This is a genomic window from Acinetobacter lwoffii (genome assembly GCF_049367455.1).
Taxonomy (GTDB): domain Bacteria; phylum Pseudomonadota; class Gammaproteobacteria; order Pseudomonadales; family Moraxellaceae; genus Acinetobacter; species Acinetobacter lwoffii_W.
Genome location: NZ_JBMPXW010000004.1, coordinates 32,157 through 49,428 on the forward strand (window position 1 = coordinate 32,157; position 17,272 = coordinate 49,428).

The window sequence follows — 17,272 nt, forward strand, 5'->3', positions numbered from 1 at the left end:
CTAAGTTTTAAACTTTTTGAAAATATTTTAAAAGATCATAGAAGATTTTAAACTTTTTTCTTTTTCTTTAATATTTGTGCCGTTAGTTAAGAAAAATGAAGGCCGTTTCTCCACTACTGGAAGGCTTTGAAGTTCTGTATTTTCGGTATATCCATTGGAGTTAGGCATATCTGCATTAGTAGCAAAATATGCAAGCTGTTCTGAGCTATTCATAGGAGGTGAGGGAGGATTGAATTTTACAGGCATGGTATTGAGTGAACCATTAGCAAAATAATTCAAATTTCTTGATACTTTCGCTACATACCCATTTCTAAATCCTGATGAATGGTTGCCAGTGTTATAGCAAGACATAGCTTTATAAATATCTTTGCCTTTTGCCCTATTTCGGCAGTCATTAAAGATAAATTGCATTGCGCTTAGATTAGTGCAGGGATCAAAAACTTGCTCGACACTAAGATTTAATCTTTTGAAATTAGCACTATTAATTTGAGCAAAACCAACATCAATATTTCGTCCCTGGCTAATTAATCTTTTGGCCACAGATACAGCTTCTTCATAGCTAGTCGGCTGTTTTTTAAGACCTGCGGCACGATTAACCCCTATCGCCAAAGGATTAAATGAGGATTCAGATTTAACAATTGCAGACGCAATATTTACATCAACTTGTGGCGCACATTGTTGTGCCAAAACTACGAAATCAATCATTACTTTTTCACCTCAAATTTTGGCTTACCTTTTTGATCTGGATAAGTAGCGGAGCACCCATTTTTATAGTTGGTACACCCCCAAAAATAGCCATTTGCCCCATTGATCCGTCTTAAATCACTGGCACATTGAGGACATGAATAGACTTCAAGAAGTGGCTTTTTATTAACTTCAGGCAAAAAGACTTTGCAATCTGTTTCCCGATTAGGACAGAACCAGATCGGATCTTTACCTTCTTTTTTGGATCTGAATAATGGCGTTGAGCATTTAGGGCAAGGATATTTGATTTTCTCTACTGGCAGACCTTTCTTGTCATCCATCGAGTGCTTACATTCCTGATCATTGCAGATCCAAAAAAATTCTTTAGTTTGCGAATTTTGGAATTTATTTAAGCGACCTGTTTTACATTTAGGGCATGAATGAATAACTTTTTCGACTGGTTTACCCTTGTCGTCATTCATCGAGTGCTTACAGTCCTCATTACTACAAATCCAAAAAAATTGATTGGTTTTAGTATTCTTAAATTTTTTTAACTGGCTTTTACACTTTGGACAAGGTATTGCGTTTATAGCTGTCAGTTTTGAAGCTGTACTTAGCTCTTGAGCAAGTTGAGTGTATAAGGCAGAAACAACCGAATTATATGAAGTTTCACCAGATGCAATTTTATCTAGCTGCAACTCCATCTCTTTTGAATAGTGCAGATCCAGAAAGCTAAACTTAGCTTTTAACAGACTACCAATTAGATCATTCCCTAATTTAGTTGGTTTTAAGACTTTCTTTTCTACCTCCAGAAAGCCCTTATTCAGAATATTGGCCATAATTGATGAATAAGTAGAAGGGCGACCAATCCCGCAGCTTTCCAATTTTTTAATTAGTGAAGCTTCTGTATAGCGTTTTGGTGGCTTAGTTTGTTTTGCAATAACTTCACCGCTTTCAACATCAACAACAGAACCAACTTCTAAGACCGGCACCACGCCTGAAGGCTCGTTTTCATCTTCATTCAGGCAGTCTTTACCAAAAACCATCCACCCTTTTTTTATTAGCTCACGGCTTTTAGCATGGAACTTATATTTTCCATCTTCAGACAGTAATTCCAAAGTAACGGCTTTATATTCAGCTTTGGCCAATTGACTTGAAATAGTACGTTCCCAAATCAATTGATATAAAGCTTTTTGTTCTGGTGACTTTCCTAGATCTTTATCAGTTATGTGAACAGGTCGGATTGCTTCATGGGCGTTTTGCGCCCCATCTTTTTCCTTAAACTTATTAGGCTTTTCAGGTAAAGAAAATTGATGTTCATTAGCATAAGCAAAGATTTCTTCTACACTTTCATCAGCTATGTTTAGGCCGTCAGTCCGAATGTAAGTAATTGCCCCTTGTTCAAATAATGCCTGTGCTGCTTTGGTTGTTTGTTGAGGGCTAAAGCCTAACGCTACACTAGCAGCTTGTAAAAGTAGGGCTGTAGAGAAAGGAGAAGGAGCATTTGAATACTCTGTTTTTTCATTGCAGTTTAAAACTTTAACTTTCTTAGTTTTTGCAACTTCTTCAGCTAAGGAACGATCTAAAACATAAGGCTGATCCTCAGTTACAAATTCCGTTGTAACCCATTGCGAGATCCATTTTTTAGGCTCTTTATCAAAACTCAAATTAACGCCAAAGTGGTTAGTAACTTTGAATTTCTGGATTTCGATTTCTCTAAGGACAACGATTAAAACAGCAGGAGATTGTACCCGCCCCGCAGATGAAGGCTGACCCATAAGATTAGATGCAATAGGGGAAACTAGATAGCCCACCAGACGATCTAAAGCCCTACGTGCTTCTTGAGCATATACAAGCTGATAATCTAAACCACGCCCATTATTAATGGCTTCTTTAATAGCTTTTTCTGAAATTTCATTAAATTCTATTCGTTCAAATTGACCATCTTCCAGACCTAAACATTCTTTTAAATGCCATGAAATAGCTTCACCTTCCCTGTCTGGATCGGTAGCTAAATAAATCTTGTCTGCTTTATTCAAAAAGGCTTTTATTTTTTCAATACGTTTTTCGCCACCGTCAAAAGTTCTGTCATTAACTTTGGCATCAGGAATAAATGAATATTCCATTGCAAAATCATTGGCTATATCAATACCTAAGCCTTTTCTTGGTAGATCCCGAACATGGCCAACACTGGCCACAACTTTAAAATCAGATCCTAAAAAACTTCCAATTTTTGAACATTTGTTAGGAGATTCAACGATTACAAGATTCATGGGTTATTTCCAAATTGTGAAATTTAGGAAACTCGAAAGCCCACAAAGAAAAGATGAATATAAGAAAGCAACTACTTGAAATTTAGTGAAATCTACAAGGATTTCTAAAAGCGGTGCATCTTGTGGCATGAAGCACACAAGATAAACACATGAAATAACTAGAAAAAATTTTAAAAAATTTCCATATTTATTTAAACTTATAGCCATTTTCTTAAATCCCGTCTTAGAGCTTTAAAGAATACAATCCAAAATATACCATATTGGAAAGGGCTTTTGTATTTTTTTACTTGATTCTTATTATTTTTACTTCTTCTGTATAAATTTTTTCTTTCAAGAAATCATTAAGCCTAGTCAGATCCTTAAAGATCCTAGCTTTATCTTTTTCTCGTCTTGTTGTTAAAGTCCAAACCTTTTGGCCTGACCATGCCAGTTTTGCTGTGATAAAAAATCCACCCTCAAATTCATTAATAATTAACTCTTTAATAAATCCTTGTTTATTAGATTCCTCTAGCACCACCTCTGAAATAGAAAAATCAGGATCAATATTTATAAAATCAGTCATCCATAAAACCTTTTAAAGCACCCATAACAAAGGTGCATTATCATCAATTTAGGTAATCTTGGTAAAGTTTTTTTAAATAATTAAAAGAAATTTTAAATATTTTAGCTAAATTCTGCTTTAGTCATGACTAAAAACCTCGATGCTTGGATAAAAGCTGCAAGCTGCAGCGTTTATCCAGGCATCTATATTACCTATCTAATCCAGATCCATAGCACATATATCAGAGCAAAGTGTCTACTTTGCGAACTGACGCAATCAGTTAAATTTTCCCTTCCCTGATTACCGTTGATTTTCAAGTGAGCTTTAAAAAGCTGTGCTTTTTAAATGGCGACCGCAGAAAATAAACTGCTCCCATTTGATCTAGTAGCGGGATTTAAATAGTACATAGTACATAATATGAGGTTATTAAAAGGGTTATAACCCCACGTTAAAACATACTATTGCAATGCTACTTCTCATAAATGGCGACCCGATATAAGTAGTAAATTATTTGAAAAGGACTTAATATCCACCTGTGGACATTTATTAAATGGGATAAGTTATGACTGAAGAACTAGGAACAGAAACAGAAACAGAAGGAAAGGTATTAGATCGCAGAAAAAGATATAGAAAAAAGCCTACTACCAAAACTCCACTTTCAGTTTATTTCAATATGGATGTTCCTGAAGATGTTGAGGCACTGGAAGCCTTAGAATATTTAAAAGATATTTATGGCGGGGAAAAACACGGAAAAAGTGTAGCAGTCAAAGAAGTTTTAAGAATTTTCTATAAACAATTACAAGAAAAAAAAGCCTGATTAAATCAGGCTTTTTTCTTGCAAAAACTTAGGACTTTTTAACTGTAGTGACTAACTTGTCATCTACATATAGATAAACTCTTTTATTATGTGTATAAGATGAAATTTTAGGTTGTCCTTCTCCACCTCCAACAGATCCGTCTTGATTACTGCTGACGAATGAACAGTGAGGAAAGCCTTTACCTTTAGCCAGATCTTTTTTTACGTCCCTAATTGTAGACTGACATTCAGAAACATTAAGACCGCCAGCAAAGCACATAAAAGCACGACAGCCATAATTTTCATCTTTAGCTGCAACTAAGGCAGATGCACTAGCTAAAGTTAAACCTAAAATAAATTTTTTATACACAAGTAGTCACTCTATTTAGATGAGTTTTCCATTACGAATAACTTGCCTTCAAAGTTTAGAGATATTGTTTTGGCATTGCTGCACATTGAACAAATCTCTTGAATCAAGAAGGGTAAATTCCGTGTGAATCGAATTTTTCCTGATGCGGTATGAATGATGTGATCAACATCATTTACTTTAACAGTCACAAAATATTGGAACTGCTCGTTCATACCAATTTCAACACCATAGTTATTGGCGTTGAAGTCATCTACTGTTTTCAAGTCATTCATCGTTAAAGCCATTTCTGCAAGATCCCTAGTTTTTTAAAAGTGAAGTGCGGATTCTTACAAAATATAATTAATTTAAAAATGTAACTGAAGTGTAACTGTGTGTAAAAGACACAAAAACATCAATTATTTTTAAACGCTTTTAATATATATCAAAAAGTTTAAAACTTTAATGAATAATTTAAAACTTTTGTAAAAAGTTTGTATATATCAAAGCTCATATTTTTTTTAGATCCCTTCCCTTTTTGTCATGTAAATATCACTTTAATAATCTTCTAAACATTTCTAAAAACTTTTTAAAAAAAACTAGAATCGGGTTTAAAAAGAGTTTAAATAGAGTTTAGGAGTGTTTAGAACAGTTTAAGAGCCTTAATTTCTTTTTGTAAAACATAAGTTTACAAGCCTATAACTATACGTTTTGTCGCTATAACTATACGTTTTGTCGCTATAACTATACGTTTTGTCGCTATAACTATACGTTTTGTCGCTACAACTATACGTTTTGTCACATACCTATACGTTTTGTCGCAAATAATCCACAGACTTATCAACAGCATACAAAAAATGGCTAAATTATTCTTAAAAATCATTAATTAATTAGGTGTTTAGCTCTAACTTATTATATTTTTGCGTATTTTTTAGCCTTAATCCATGCTGCAATCTCAAAACTATACGTTTTGTCGCAACTTCCCCGCATAACTATACGTTTTGTCGCAAACCTGCGATTATGCGTACTGGATACGATTATATATATTTTTCAGGAATTAACTAGATTCTTAACAATCTGATAAGTTCTTGTTTTATATAAATAATTATATTGAAGAACGATTTTTATTTTTTGGTGCTAAAAAAGATATTTGTATAGGCTTAAAATCATAACTATACGTTTTGTCGCATCATAAGTTATTGATATTTATATAATAGTTATAAATATTCAAAATTGAATATTTTTTAACTGGTTTTTGTGTTAAAAATAGCCATACGTTTTGTCGCAGCATAACTAATTGAAATAAAAGAAAATACTTAAACAGGAAAAACATTTATTTTATTTATACTACTACAGGGTTATAAAGTAATTTTACTGATTTTTAATAAATATATATTTTAAAAACAATATCTTATAAACTTAATTAATAACTATACTTGATAAATATACTTGTATAGTTATAATGATTTCAAAAGGAATAACGGATTTACAAAAAAATGCAGAAAATTATTGGCTCACAAGGCTTAGAGGACTATACACAATCTAATACAAGGGCAAAATTGACCGATTTAGTTGTGACCCGCAATGATTTTCCTACTGCCAGATATAGCATTGATCTCAATCTTGAGAAGCTTATGTACTGTGCAATGATCATCGTGAGAAAGAATGAGCTTAAAAATAAGACCTTAATTACTCATGACGACTTCATTTATGTGAGCAGCGAAAACTTTGGAGAATTGACCTCCCCAATGGCTAGAAAGGAAGTGCTTACTGCAACAGATAAGCGTGAAATTCAGCGAAATGCTGAAACTGCTTTAAAACGTATTTATACAAAATTTGATAACCCAACTATGTTGGTTAAAGATGGGGAATCTGACGAACCTGCTAAAGTTCCGATGATGACTTATTGCCATTATGACAAAGCAACTAAATGTATTAAGGTTAGATTCGCAAAAGAATTTTTTGAGTATTTCTATGATCTAGTTAAGAAAGTAGATGAAAAAACTAAGTCATTTAGTAGCCATGAACTGAAGCATATTATCTTATTTAATTCGAGCTATTCCCTTCGTTTGTATCGGATCTTAATGAGCTATATGTGGCGTACATCAGAGGTCACTATTGATCTGGAAGAATTAAGATGGATGCTTGAATGTGAGGATAAATATAAAGAGTTGGCCAATTTTAAAAACCGTGTTTTGAATGTTGCTCAGGATGAAATTAACGAACTTAGCAATATTAATGTCAGTTTTGAGAACGTAAAAAACGGAAAGGAAGTAGTTGCTATTAAGTTTATTTTTAGCTTGAAAACTGAATATAAAGAGCAAGGACACATCAAATTTATAGATAAAATGAAAAAGGGCTATCTGGCTGCTGCAATTCCATTTAGTGATGATGGATCACACTTTAAAGCACCTGATCGTATTAAGCATTTCAAACCACCAGTAAAGGTATCTCCAAAACAAATCAGCACCTTAGTAAATTGCAAAGAATTTTTAAATGATTACGGATATTTCTTAGGTAATCTAGACGAGGATACTTCTAAGGTAATCATGAGAACTCTATTAACTGAAAAGTTAGATAAGCTTAATGCTCATAAGCCGATAGATATGGATTATTACTTCTGGTTACAGGCAAAACGAGGGATTATCACCAATAGCAATAATGATAAGAAGAACGATCAGGACACGGACGATCAGGATTAATATCTAAAAAGCATACCCCCCATATTGTCTTAAACAGACTTCGCTAATTTAAGACAATATGGTGGTTCAGTTTAAAACCTTCAAAAATTCTTATTAATCTATATAAAAAGTATCTTTTCTATTCGCATCCAAATATTAAAATTTAATAATTAGCTAATTGATACCTTAGTCATGACTAAAAGTTTACGTTTAGCCTAAGTGGAATATTTTGCCATTTTTTTAGAATTTCAATTTACAACCATATAATAAAAACAATAACTTAATGTTTCCCAGGATTTGGCCAAACCTGTAATATTTTGCCAATAAATCTAGCTGTTTAGTTTTTAAATATTTAGTTTTTGCCTTACTTACCTCCTACATTTTTTAGTTTTCTATGCTATCTGGTCGCCACCCATGCGGGCTGGCTTTAGGTATCCCGTTTTAGATCAAATGGGAGCAGTTGCGGTGCTGCGGTCAGCTCGACAAAATCACAGATTTTGTCGGCTTCGCTTGCCCCTTGCAACGGTAATCAGGGAAAGGAAAATTTAACTGATTGCACCAGTTCGCAAAGTAGACACTTTGCTCTGATATACCCTCTAGGGATCTTAACTAAACATTATTTTATTTCTTAGTCATGACTAAGTTATTTCTTGAATGTCCACAGGTGGACTGTTATAATGATTTTTATCAGGACGCATCGGGCGACCTGAAATAAAACAGGTATTTAGTTATGAATCAGGATTTAGTTTTAGTCTATACATTAAAGAAATCTGAAGTTGAATCAGTCCATTTTTTTGGTTACTTAGACAATCTTAATGATCAATATGTTTGCTGTCTTACTAAAAAGAATGTAGGTCAATTAATACTAGAATTACAAAACAGTTATGGAGAAAGCTTTGCTGCTGCTTCAGTTATGACTGAAAAAGATTTCTTTCAGAAAGAGAATAACTATTTAGAACCGATTGAAATTTCACTAACTGAATATGATGAAAAGTTTAATATCCTTCCCCCTGCCCGCACGTATGGAGGTTTTAACTTTGAAATGTTCATGCTGCCCGAACAGTTGGGAGGTGGGCTATTCTCACACTTTTTAGTGACCTTTGAGCCATACACTAAAAAACGCCTTAAAGCGTATAGAGTAACAGCTTATAGGAATGATCCATTCCATAAAATTTTTAATTCTTGTCCAATTTAAAAGAGATCCCCGAAAGGGGATTTTTTTATACATTCTTAGTCATGACTAAGGGAAAAAAGGTTGTTCATCTTATGTGTTTTAAGCTCGTTTTAGGGTGTTTGTGTGTTTAATGTGGGGTAACTAGACGTAGGGTAAAAAAAGGCTATCAGCAGCCTAAGAAACGCAGATATAAGCATTAGAAAAGCAGACCAGACAAAATACTTAAATAGCTATTTTTTATGAATTTATATCATTTAAAAAAATTAGTCATGACTAAGTTTTTGCTTGAATGTCCACAGGTGGACTGATATAATGATTTTATCAGGACGCATCGGGCGACCTGAAATAAAACAGGTATTTAAACATGAAACATTTTTCATCAGTTACATCATTAGACGAGTTAAAACTTCAGTACAAAAAACTAGCTTTTAAAAATCATCCTGATCGTGGCGGTAAAACCGAAGTTATGCAGGAGATTAACAGCGAATATGAACAGCTTTTAAATCGCATTATTAATGAAGCTTCAAAAGATCAGTATCAAGATAGTTCCGAAAATGGGCGTGGTTTCTGGTCAAGCCGTTCAGAACACTCTGAAGTTGAGAAAAAAGTAAAACAGGCTATTGATGCAATTATCAATCTGGATGGTTTAGATATTGAAATTATTGGTGTTTGGGTTTGGGTTTCTGGTGATACTAAGCAGCACAAAGACAAATTAAAAGAAGCGGGTTTTGTATGGAATCGAGTGCAATGTAAATGGGTTTTCATTGGTAAAAAATCAAATGGTCGAGGTCGAATGACTTTAGATCAAATGCGAGAGTTACACGGCAGCCAGAAAGTTAAAAAAACCAGAATGGCAGAAGAAAGACAACTTTTAACCGCTTAATGAATAAGTCCCCGAAAGGGGGCTTTTTTTATCAATTCTCTTAGTCATGACTAAGTTTTTGCTTGAATGTCCACAGGTGGACTGATATAATGATTTTTATCAGGACGCATCGGGCGATCTGAAATAAAACAGGAATTAATTATGCGAGCTTCAATAGTTGCAATCTTTACAAACTATCCTACAGGTAAACTGGTTCATTTTTGCGGTCATGAGGTTTTAACTGGATCTAACAATAATATTTGGTTTCCAATCTTTGATGAAAAAACACTATTTCAAGAAATTGAAAAAATCATGATTAGTTGCCGAGTAGCCCACAATGTTACTCATATTGAAAGAATCAGAAGGGGAGATAATGAAAACGGTTATTTTGAAGATTACAGAATTACTTATAACTTAGCCGTTTAAGCTAGACCTCCCACAATGGGAGGTTTTTTTTGGTGGCGATTTTTTTGGTTTTTAGCTTGCCTAAAAAACATAAAAAATTGTCTATCTGTTCTGCTTTATATACGCTCATTTTGGCCTGTTCAGGTCGGTGCCAGGATAACCTAGCTTCATATATAAAAAAGGCTGTCAGCAGCCTAAGAATCGCAAATAAGAGCATCTGAAAAGCGGTTTAGCCAGGTATTAAAACGGATATTTTTCTACTCAATTTTCCCTATAAAAAAAATTAGTCATGACTAAGCTTTTGCTTGAATGTCCACAGGTGGACTGATATAATGACTTTATCAGGACGCATCGGGCGACCTGAAATAAAACAGGTTAAAAATCATGGAACAATACATTTCAGTTTACACACGTCAGCAAGCCATTGAAGATGGTTTTTTAGTTGCAATCAATTCTCTTAGTCCTAAATTAGATGGACTGGCAAAAGAACATTATAAGCATCCTATCTGTTTCACTTCTGCGCTTTGGGCGGTAGTTGATAAGGCGGTAAAAAATGAAAAATGGCTTAATGACTTAGAGGGCGTTATTCATGACATTTTATGGATGAGCCGAGTATATAAGACACACCTAAGCCCTAGTGCGGTACGTTTTACTGTGATTATCACAGGCGCAGGTCGCAAGAGAAATCATATTTTAGAATTGCACGTTCATGGTGGAGATCAAGGAGAGCCAGTCATAACAATCGGTTATCCTGAAGATTTTTAATTTACGTCCTCCCTTTATGGGAGGATTTTTTTATGATAAAAAACTTAGTCATGACTAAGAAAATGCTTGCAATGTCCACAGGTGGACATTAGAATATACAGCATAAGGACGCAATAGGGCGACCCTTAATAAGCCATTAAACTAGGTGAAATATGAAAAAAGTTGTTGCTTCAAATCAAAAGGGCGGTGTGGGTAAATCTGCAATCATTTGCCAGTATGCACACTATTTAAATTCTTTGGGCTTGCGTGTATTAGTCATTGATCTAGACCACCAGAAGAACACTACAAAAGCATTGATTACTGGCGGGGCTGTGACTGTAGCTAATGTATCTGCATTCGACATGCTGACCAAAGAAGATCAAACTATTTCAAATCCTGAAGCCTTTACTTTGGTACAAGCAACACCAGAATTAACAGCTATTGAAAAAAATGGCACTTTGCATAACAACTTTGCCACCAATTACCAGAAGTTTTTAAAATCAGTTGATTCTTTATTTGATGTTTGCCTGATTGATACCAATCCAAATCCCGACATTCGCCAAGTAGCTTCATTAATTGTTAGTGACTATGTTTTAAGTCCAATTCAATTGAATCAGGAAGCTATTGACGGCATCGGTGGATTACTCAAGCAGATCCAAGCGATTAATCAAAAGCTAAACCCAAATTTAAAATTAATCGGCATCCTTCCGAATATTGTTGAACCAACTCCATTTCAGAAAGACAACCTAAAAGCTATTGTTCAGCATTTTTCAAAGTACCTGATCAAAAACTCAGACGGTAGCTATGCCTTCGTTAAAAAAACGACTGCAATCGCTGAAGCGCAAGCGCAAGGCATACCTACAAATAAATTGGGTAAAACTAGCGGTTTTACCGCATGGGCTGAATTAAAAACAGTTTTTGAAAGCATTAACAAGTTTATGGAGATTTAAGGAATGTTAGATTTATCAGCTTTGGAAGGTATTGATCTAGGTAATTCTGCACCAGTAGCAGACGGAACACCTAAACAGATTCCACTTACAGATATTCTTGAAGATCCAGATCAGCCGCGTGTTGAGTTTCCAGAAGATCAGATGCAAAAAATGGTCGAATCAATCAAGGCTCGTGGAGTTAAAACACCAATTAGTGTTAAACCCCACCCAACAGAACAAGGCAAGTGGATCATCAATTATGGAGCTAGACGTTTTAGAGCTTCAGTGATGGCTGGCAAGGAAACTATCCCTGCTTTTGTTGATAATGATCATGATGATTATGATCAAGTCATGGAGAATAAAGAACGCCTTAACCATTCACCTATTGAGCTTGCACTTTTCATCCAAAAGAAAATTAAGCAAGGTGAGAAGAAAAACGTAATCGCTAAAAAGTTAAATGAAGATCCTGTTTTCATTTCTACTCACTTAGCTTTAGTAGATATGCCAGAATGCTTATCTAAGGCTTATGATGCAGGTTTTAAATCTCCAAAGACTTTGTATGACTTACGCAAACTTTGGGAATCCTTCCCTGAAGAAGTAAACGCTTGGGTGGATGAATCTTTAGAGAATGGTCAGGACATTATCAGATCTAGAGTTCAGGCTTTATCTAAAAAGTTAAAAGAACCTAAGCAAGCTGAAGCGACTGAAGTAGATCAAGAACCACAGGCGCAAGAAAGCCAAGAGCAAACCGCCATTATTGATGATAATGAATCTTTCAATTTTGAGGGGGATGATCAAGCTGAAGCGACTGAAGAACCAGAAGAACCAGAAGTTAAAAAACTGATGGATCAATCGAATCAGAAAGAGCAGCCAGAAGCTAAAGAAGAAGATCCAGACAAAATCAAAAAACCGCTTTTAGTTGTTATTCATGACGGCCGACAAGCGAACCTGATGCTAAATAAAAAGCCTACTTCTTTGGGTTTTGCATGGATCAAATACGAAGATGGAACAGAGGTATCTGTAGATTGCAGCAGCCTTGAAATCGAGTATTTACAAGAAGCCTAAACCTATCAATGGAAAAAGACCTTGCTTATGCAAGGTTTTTTTTTGGGCGGGTTATCCCGACCACCTAGCTTGATTACCCTTAGTCATGACTAAGGAGAAAAGAGGGAAAAAAGAAGGTATATAATCTAGGGCAGGATAGGCAGCAGCCGTTAAAATTGCCATTTTGTCACCCAGTTGATAAAATGGGATAAGCAAAATATCACTTTGCTTATGGAATTAATCATGACTAAAGACAATAAAATCTTTTTCAGAGTTGATCGGGCAGTGCTTGATTGGTGGGAGGCAAAGTGTGAAAAACAGGGAATTAAGAAAGGCGCACCTTTCCAAAAAGCGTTAGAACTTTCTTATCAAAAAGAGAATGATCCAGAATATTCAGGACAAGATTTTTCCTTGAATCTTGAAAAGGACTTAGCCGAAAAAATCTATCAGTTAGCTAAGTTTGAAGAAGTAGATCCAGACAACCTGCTCAAAAAAATGATCAAGGAAAAGTTATCTGAAATAGAAAAAACGCAAGACGTTATAGATGTATTTGAAAAAACATCACGCAAAGAATTACGGCTTAAACCAAGTTTGATGAAAGCCATTAATGAAAAAGCAGCACAGGTCGGTATGAAACCGAATCAATATATCATTTCGGTTTTAACAGCTAATGTCACAAAAGATTCAATATTCTTTAGCCAGGAAGAAGCTCTTAAACTTGGCGAATCAAATAGTCAGCTTTTGGCGATTGGTAGAAACCTAAACCAAATGGCTAAGAATATGAATCAGGGTATTTATGAATCTTACGATAGAGAATTTGTCGAGCGAGTACATCAGCTAGTAAAAGCTCAAGTTAGGCATGTTTTCACTCTATTAGAGCGCAATAAAAAGAGGTGGGAATAATGGCTAACGGAAGCAGTAAGACTACCAGAGAAGTGCAAAGCACTTTGCTTGCTCATGGTGAGCAGCTACTTAACGGATCTAAAGTTAAGCGTGTTAATCAGACCCAAAGTTTAGATACTTTTTTAAATGATCTGTCTAAGCCTAAAAATGGATCTGGCCATTCAGCTAAATCAGCCCCTAAATCATCTCCAAATAGCGTTAAGGCAACTTTAAATAGAATCAGTAAAAAGACCCCTGAAGTAATGGTCAAGGTTACTGGTGGAGGTAATTCTATGGGGAAGGTGAAAGCCCACATGGGATATATCACACGGAATGGGCAATTAGAGGGAATTGATCAGGACGGAAATAAAGTTAATGGTAAGGATGATATAGAAGATACTGCTGAAGATTGGCAAATGTCAGGTACACCTATTTCTGATGAAGAATCTAAATATAAGCAGGCTTTTAATATTGTGTTATCTATGCCGAAAGGTACGGATGAAAAAGGCGTTTATGATGCTGCAAAAGAATTTGCAGAGGAACATTTTAAAGACCATAAATATATGATGGTGCAGCATACCTTTACCAATGACCCTTCAAAAGATCCAAGTGAAAACCCGCATGTGCATGTTGTTGTTAAAGCTGTTTCTGAAAAAGGTGATCGGTTAAATATCAGGAAGGCTGATCTTCAGGAATGGCGAGAAAGTTTTGCTGAAAAATTAAGATCCAGAGGGATTGAAGCGAATGCGACAAAACGTATAGCTAGGCTTCAAAAAAATAGAAGTGATAAGCAGTCAGTTAAACAAATGAAAGAGCAGGGCAAATCGTTTAAGCGATATGGTAAAAATAAGGCAAGTCCAGAACGTGTCCAGAAAGCTAAACAGCAAGAAAAAGAAGCATTGACGCATTACAAGGAAATTACTAAAGCTCTATCACAGTCACCAGATCCGCAAGATAGAAAACTAGCAGTTGATCTAGTGGACTATTTACGGAAACAGGTAGAAGTGAAAAAACCAACGCCACAGCCACAGATTCAACCTAATAAGCTAGATCTTCAACACGGAAAGAACAAGGGGAAAGAGCAAGACCGTTAATAATATAAGGGAAGGATAAGGCGCAATACTGTGCTTTAGTGCCCTTTAAAAATCCTTAATTTTCTGAGCGGGCATACCTAATTTAAACATCCTATTAAGCTCAAAAATTGCATATTTTAAATCTTTTTCAGGTATATGCTTAACATCAAAATATTCAATTTGGCCAAATCTCGCTTTATATAATGCAATTCGTTCTATTCTGTGTCGTTGCATCTGCACTGTTGACGACATAATTCGATCCATTAAATAGAATAAGTAATACGATGTGATCTGCATACTGTCTTTAATCATAAATCCATGATTTTTTGTACTTTTATAGTCATATAGTGTTTCATCAATACAAATATCTGCATCTATCCCCCCTAGTGCAACACGGATATTTGCAGAATATCTGGGATTGTATGTGATCAGACTATCAGGCTTAATAAGACCATTCTTAATGAATACATTATCAAAATTTTTGACTAGGGAAGATATATCTTCGTAAACCACGTTCTCCGTTGGTTTTAGTATGTCTTTCTTTGTTGCTACTGGTAGAAATCCAGATCGCCATAGATTTTCTAATTTAGCCAAAAGAATAATTCCACCAATAAATTCTTCATTTAGTTCTAAATCGTTTGATTTATTAGCTAGTAGAAAATCTATGTGATTTTGAATTTTTTTATACAATACCAAAATGCTTTTATTTTTAGTTTCCTCTAGAAAGCTGATAATTTTAGGTTGCTCAAATTCCTTAGCACTCAATTCAGTATTCGTGTAGTACGCACAAATTATTTTAGATAAGTAGTCAAATGCTGTACCAACCAAGCCTGAATCATAACTACTCGTTAATTTATGTTCACTCATAACTTCATAATTAGTAAAAGGAGGAATACCACTGTAAGTTTTGAAATCTTTTTTTTGGGGTGCGACACTTTTTATAATTTCTTTTACTTCCTTGCACTTAGGATCTGAAGATTTCAGTATCGACATTAAAGACATATTTTATACTCTTTATCCATATAGTTACTATTCAAACAATTTTAAAGATACTAAAGACTAGATTGAAAAATCTAAGTTTTTATTCTTTCTAATGCAAATTGAATCTTTTCTTTGGGGCAGTACTGCTTTTGGGAAAATTTTTCCATTACAGCCGATCCAATAATTTTTTTATCTGTATTAAAGAAAAATATCTCTAAGTCATAAGGTACATTGACCATATTAAAACAGGTATAAATCGGCTTTTTCCACGTAAAGACTAAAGGCTTTAATGAAGGATTTTCTTTAAAACCTATTTCTTGATCATGCTCCCTATATAGGTACAGAGCCGTTAATTTTTTTCCATTAAAGCTAAACGTCTTTACTTCTTTATCTTGATCAAAGTAAGGGTTATAAACCTGTTTAAAGGCCATAACAGACACTACTATTAAAAGAGCTATAAACGCTGCATATTTTAATTTCAATTCCTGTTATTCCTTTTAGCCAGGTGGCAAGTCACATGCAAAAAAATTATCTTAGTCATGACTAATTATTTAACACTCATAAGTTGATCCCATTTAAAGTAATTAGGAGACAGCTTATTACGTGACATATTCCAATTTCTATCAGGTAGCATACTGGCACCTAATCCTATTTTTCTCTTACCAAATTTATTCTGTATATCATCGAGTGAATCCATAAGTTTATTACTTGATTCTATCTTGTTCATGTCCGTGAATAAGTCATAAATATGAGTGACTTTAGGTTCAAGACAAGTGAGGATAACTCCACATTTTTTAAATCCAATATTCTTCTGGTATAGCTGATCAACCATTGAGGTAGCAATTTTAGAAAGTAATAAACTATTGTCTGATGGAACGGGTAAAGCGTAAGACAAAGATTTATTATAAAAAGGCTCAGAAGTATCAAATGGATTAGATTGAACAAAACTAATAATACAGCCACATAGTAAATTTTCACTTCTTAAACGGCTTACGGCATCCTGAACATAAAGCGTAATCGCTTCTTTAAGATCCTCACAGCTATAAACTTTCTGGCCAAAGGAACGGCTTGCTATTATTTGTTTTTTTGCTTTAGGACTTTGCTCAATTTCAATGCAAGAAATTCCCTGTAATTCTAATAGAGTTCTGTGCATGACTACAGAGAATTGATCTCTAATCATTAAGGGTGAAGCACAAACAAAATCTAGAACTGTATTAATGCTTAGGCTATTCAGCTTTTTAGTATGCTTTCTACCAATCCCCCATACTTCACTAACTTCTATAGATTGATATAAGCCCTCAATCGAACAATAGTCCATTGAAACAAGGTTACATACACCTTTTAAATAACTATTCTTTTTAGCGATATGATTAGCCATTTTTGCTTCTGTTTTAGTCCGTCCAATTCCGATACAGGCCGGCAAACCTAGCCAACGTGAGAGCCGATCCAGAATTAAATGAGCATAAGCAGTTAGATCATAATTTGAAGCATAAGCAGTTAGATCTAAAAAGCATTCATCAATCGAATAAATTTCTTGTTCTTGAGGTGTAACAAATTCAGCTAGGACTTTTATAAATCTGCGGGACATTTCCGCATATAGAGCATAATTACTCGAAAGGACTGTAATATTGTGCTGCTCTACAAGCTCCTTGAGTTGAAAAAGAGGTACACCCATCTTTATTCCTAAGTCTTTAGCTTCTTGTGAACGAGCCACAGCACAACCGTCATTATTAGATAATACGATTACTGGCTTATTATTCAGGCTTGGATTAAAGACACGTTCACAGCTTACATAACAGTTATTAATGTCTACCAAAGCAAAAATCTTATTTTGATTTTCCATGTAGATTAGACCAA

The 17,272-nt window shown here is 34.7% G+C and carries 18 protein-coding genes; 10 read left to right on the forward strand and 8 right to left on the reverse strand.

The window, feature by feature from the left end; all coding sequences use genetic code 11:
* Positions 1–27: 27 nt before the first annotated feature.
* The 3 genes from ACO1B7_RS15045 to ACO1B7_RS15055 all read right to left on the reverse strand — a co-directional run bounded on the left by ACO1B7_RS15045 (position 28) and on the right by ACO1B7_RS15055 (position 3,519).
* The gene (locus ACO1B7_RS15045) at positions 28–705 is read right to left on the reverse strand and encodes a lytic transglycosylase domain-containing protein (RefSeq protein WP_126562255.1); all 678 of its coding nucleotides are present in this window, start codon (positions 703–705) and stop codon (positions 28–30) included.
* On the reverse strand, positions 705–2,957 hold the full coding sequence (topA, locus tag ACO1B7_RS15050) for a type I DNA topoisomerase (protein ID WP_126562253.1): 2,253 nt from the start codon (positions 2,955–2,957) through the stop codon (positions 705–707). The genes ACO1B7_RS15045 and topA overlap by 1 nt, the downstream gene beginning before the upstream one ends.
* Before the next feature lie 283 nt (positions 2,958–3,240).
* Entirely contained in the window at positions 3,241–3,519 is a 279-nt protein-coding gene (locus ACO1B7_RS15055; protein ID WP_005248732.1) for a hypothetical protein, read from the reverse strand.
* 541 nt (positions 3,520–4,060) lie between these two features.
* Between ACO1B7_RS15055 and ACO1B7_RS15060 the strand changes: the two genes are divergently transcribed.
* A complete protein-coding gene (locus ACO1B7_RS15060) occupies positions 4,061–4,315 on the forward strand; it encodes a hypothetical protein (protein ID WP_068550235.1) in 255 nt (84 codons plus the stop codon).
* Positions 4,316–4,343: 28 nt separating this feature from the next.
* On the opposite strand, the gene ACO1B7_RS15065 is transcribed toward ACO1B7_RS15060, so the two are convergent.
* Positions 4,344–4,664, reverse strand: coding sequence for a hypothetical protein (locus ACO1B7_RS15065; RefSeq protein WP_126562250.1), 321 nt, complete (start codon positions 4,662–4,664; stop codon positions 4,344–4,346).
* An 11-nt stretch (positions 4,665–4,675) separates the two neighbouring features.
* Entirely contained in the window at positions 4,676–4,948 is a 273-nt protein-coding gene (locus ACO1B7_RS15070; protein ID WP_034129462.1) for a hypothetical protein, read from the reverse strand.
* A gap of 1,188 nt (positions 4,949–6,136) precedes the next feature.
* On the opposite strand from ACO1B7_RS15070, the gene ACO1B7_RS15075 reads away from it, so the two are divergent.
* The 9 genes from ACO1B7_RS15075 to ACO1B7_RS15115 all read left to right on the forward strand — a co-directional run bounded on the left by ACO1B7_RS15075 (position 6,137) and on the right by ACO1B7_RS15115 (position 14,455).
* Positions 6,137–7,342, forward strand: a complete 1,206-nt coding sequence (locus ACO1B7_RS15075) for a replication initiation protein (protein WP_126562249.1) — start codon at positions 6,137–6,139, stop codon at positions 7,340–7,342.
* Positions 7,343–8,051: 709 nt separating this feature from the next.
* A complete protein-coding gene (locus ACO1B7_RS15080; protein WP_015060285.1) occupies positions 8,052–8,516 on the forward strand; it encodes a hypothetical protein in 465 nt (154 codons plus the stop codon).
* A gap of 343 nt (positions 8,517–8,859) precedes the next feature.
* Complete coding sequence (locus ACO1B7_RS15085; protein ID WP_015060286.1) at positions 8,860–9,378, forward strand: J domain-containing protein; 519 nt, start codon at positions 8,860–8,862, stop codon at positions 9,376–9,378.
* A gap of 141 nt (positions 9,379–9,519) precedes the next feature.
* The gene (locus ACO1B7_RS15090) at positions 9,520–9,783 is read left to right on the forward strand and encodes a hypothetical protein (protein ID WP_034594172.1); all 264 of its coding nucleotides are present in this window, start codon (positions 9,520–9,522) and stop codon (positions 9,781–9,783) included.
* 363 nt (positions 9,784–10,146) lie between these two features.
* Positions 10,147–10,527, forward strand: coding sequence for a DUF6573 family protein (locus tag ACO1B7_RS15095; protein WP_026444446.1), 381 nt, complete (start codon positions 10,147–10,149; stop codon positions 10,525–10,527).
* A 152-nt stretch (positions 10,528–10,679) separates the two neighbouring features.
* Positions 10,680–11,456 (forward strand): ParA family protein, encoded by a 777-nt coding sequence (locus ACO1B7_RS15100; protein ID WP_015060288.1) that lies wholly within the window; start codon positions 10,680–10,682, stop codon positions 11,454–11,456.
* Positions 11,457–11,459: 3 nt separating this feature from the next.
* On the forward strand, positions 11,460–12,500 hold the full coding sequence (locus ACO1B7_RS15105; protein WP_015060289.1) for a ParB/RepB/Spo0J family partition protein: 1,041 nt from the start codon (positions 11,460–11,462) through the stop codon (positions 12,498–12,500).
* A gap of 222 nt (positions 12,501–12,722) precedes the next feature.
* The gene (locus ACO1B7_RS15110; protein WP_111818448.1) at positions 12,723–13,382 is read left to right on the forward strand and encodes a plasmid mobilization protein; all 660 of its coding nucleotides are present in this window, start codon (positions 12,723–12,725) and stop codon (positions 13,380–13,382) included.
* Positions 13,382–14,455 carry a relaxase/mobilization nuclease domain-containing protein gene (locus ACO1B7_RS15115; RefSeq protein WP_104516576.1) on the forward strand — a complete coding sequence of 358 codons (1,074 nt, stop codon included), beginning with the start codon at positions 13,382–13,384 and terminating at the stop codon, positions 14,453–14,455. Before ACO1B7_RS15110 ends, ACO1B7_RS15115 begins: the two co-directional genes overlap by 1 nt.
* A 45-nt stretch (positions 14,456–14,500) precedes the next feature.
* Here ACO1B7_RS15115 and ACO1B7_RS15120 read toward each other — a convergent pair whose 3' ends face one another.
* The 3 genes from ACO1B7_RS15120 to ACO1B7_RS15130 form a co-directional block, all read right to left on the reverse strand.
* Positions 14,501–15,436, reverse strand: a complete 936-nt coding sequence (locus ACO1B7_RS15120; RefSeq protein WP_015060294.1) for a hypothetical protein — start codon at positions 15,434–15,436, stop codon at positions 14,501–14,503.
* A 71-nt stretch (positions 15,437–15,507) separates the two neighbouring features.
* Complete coding sequence (locus ACO1B7_RS15125) at positions 15,508–15,846, reverse strand: DUF192 domain-containing protein (RefSeq protein WP_126562274.1); 339 nt, start codon at positions 15,844–15,846, stop codon at positions 15,508–15,510.
* Positions 15,847–15,962: 116 nt separating this feature from the next.
* A complete protein-coding gene (locus ACO1B7_RS15130) occupies positions 15,963–17,258 on the reverse strand; it encodes a Y-family DNA polymerase (protein WP_423090338.1) in 1,296 nt (431 codons plus the stop codon).
* Between the last annotated feature and the right edge of the window lie 14 nt (positions 17,259–17,272).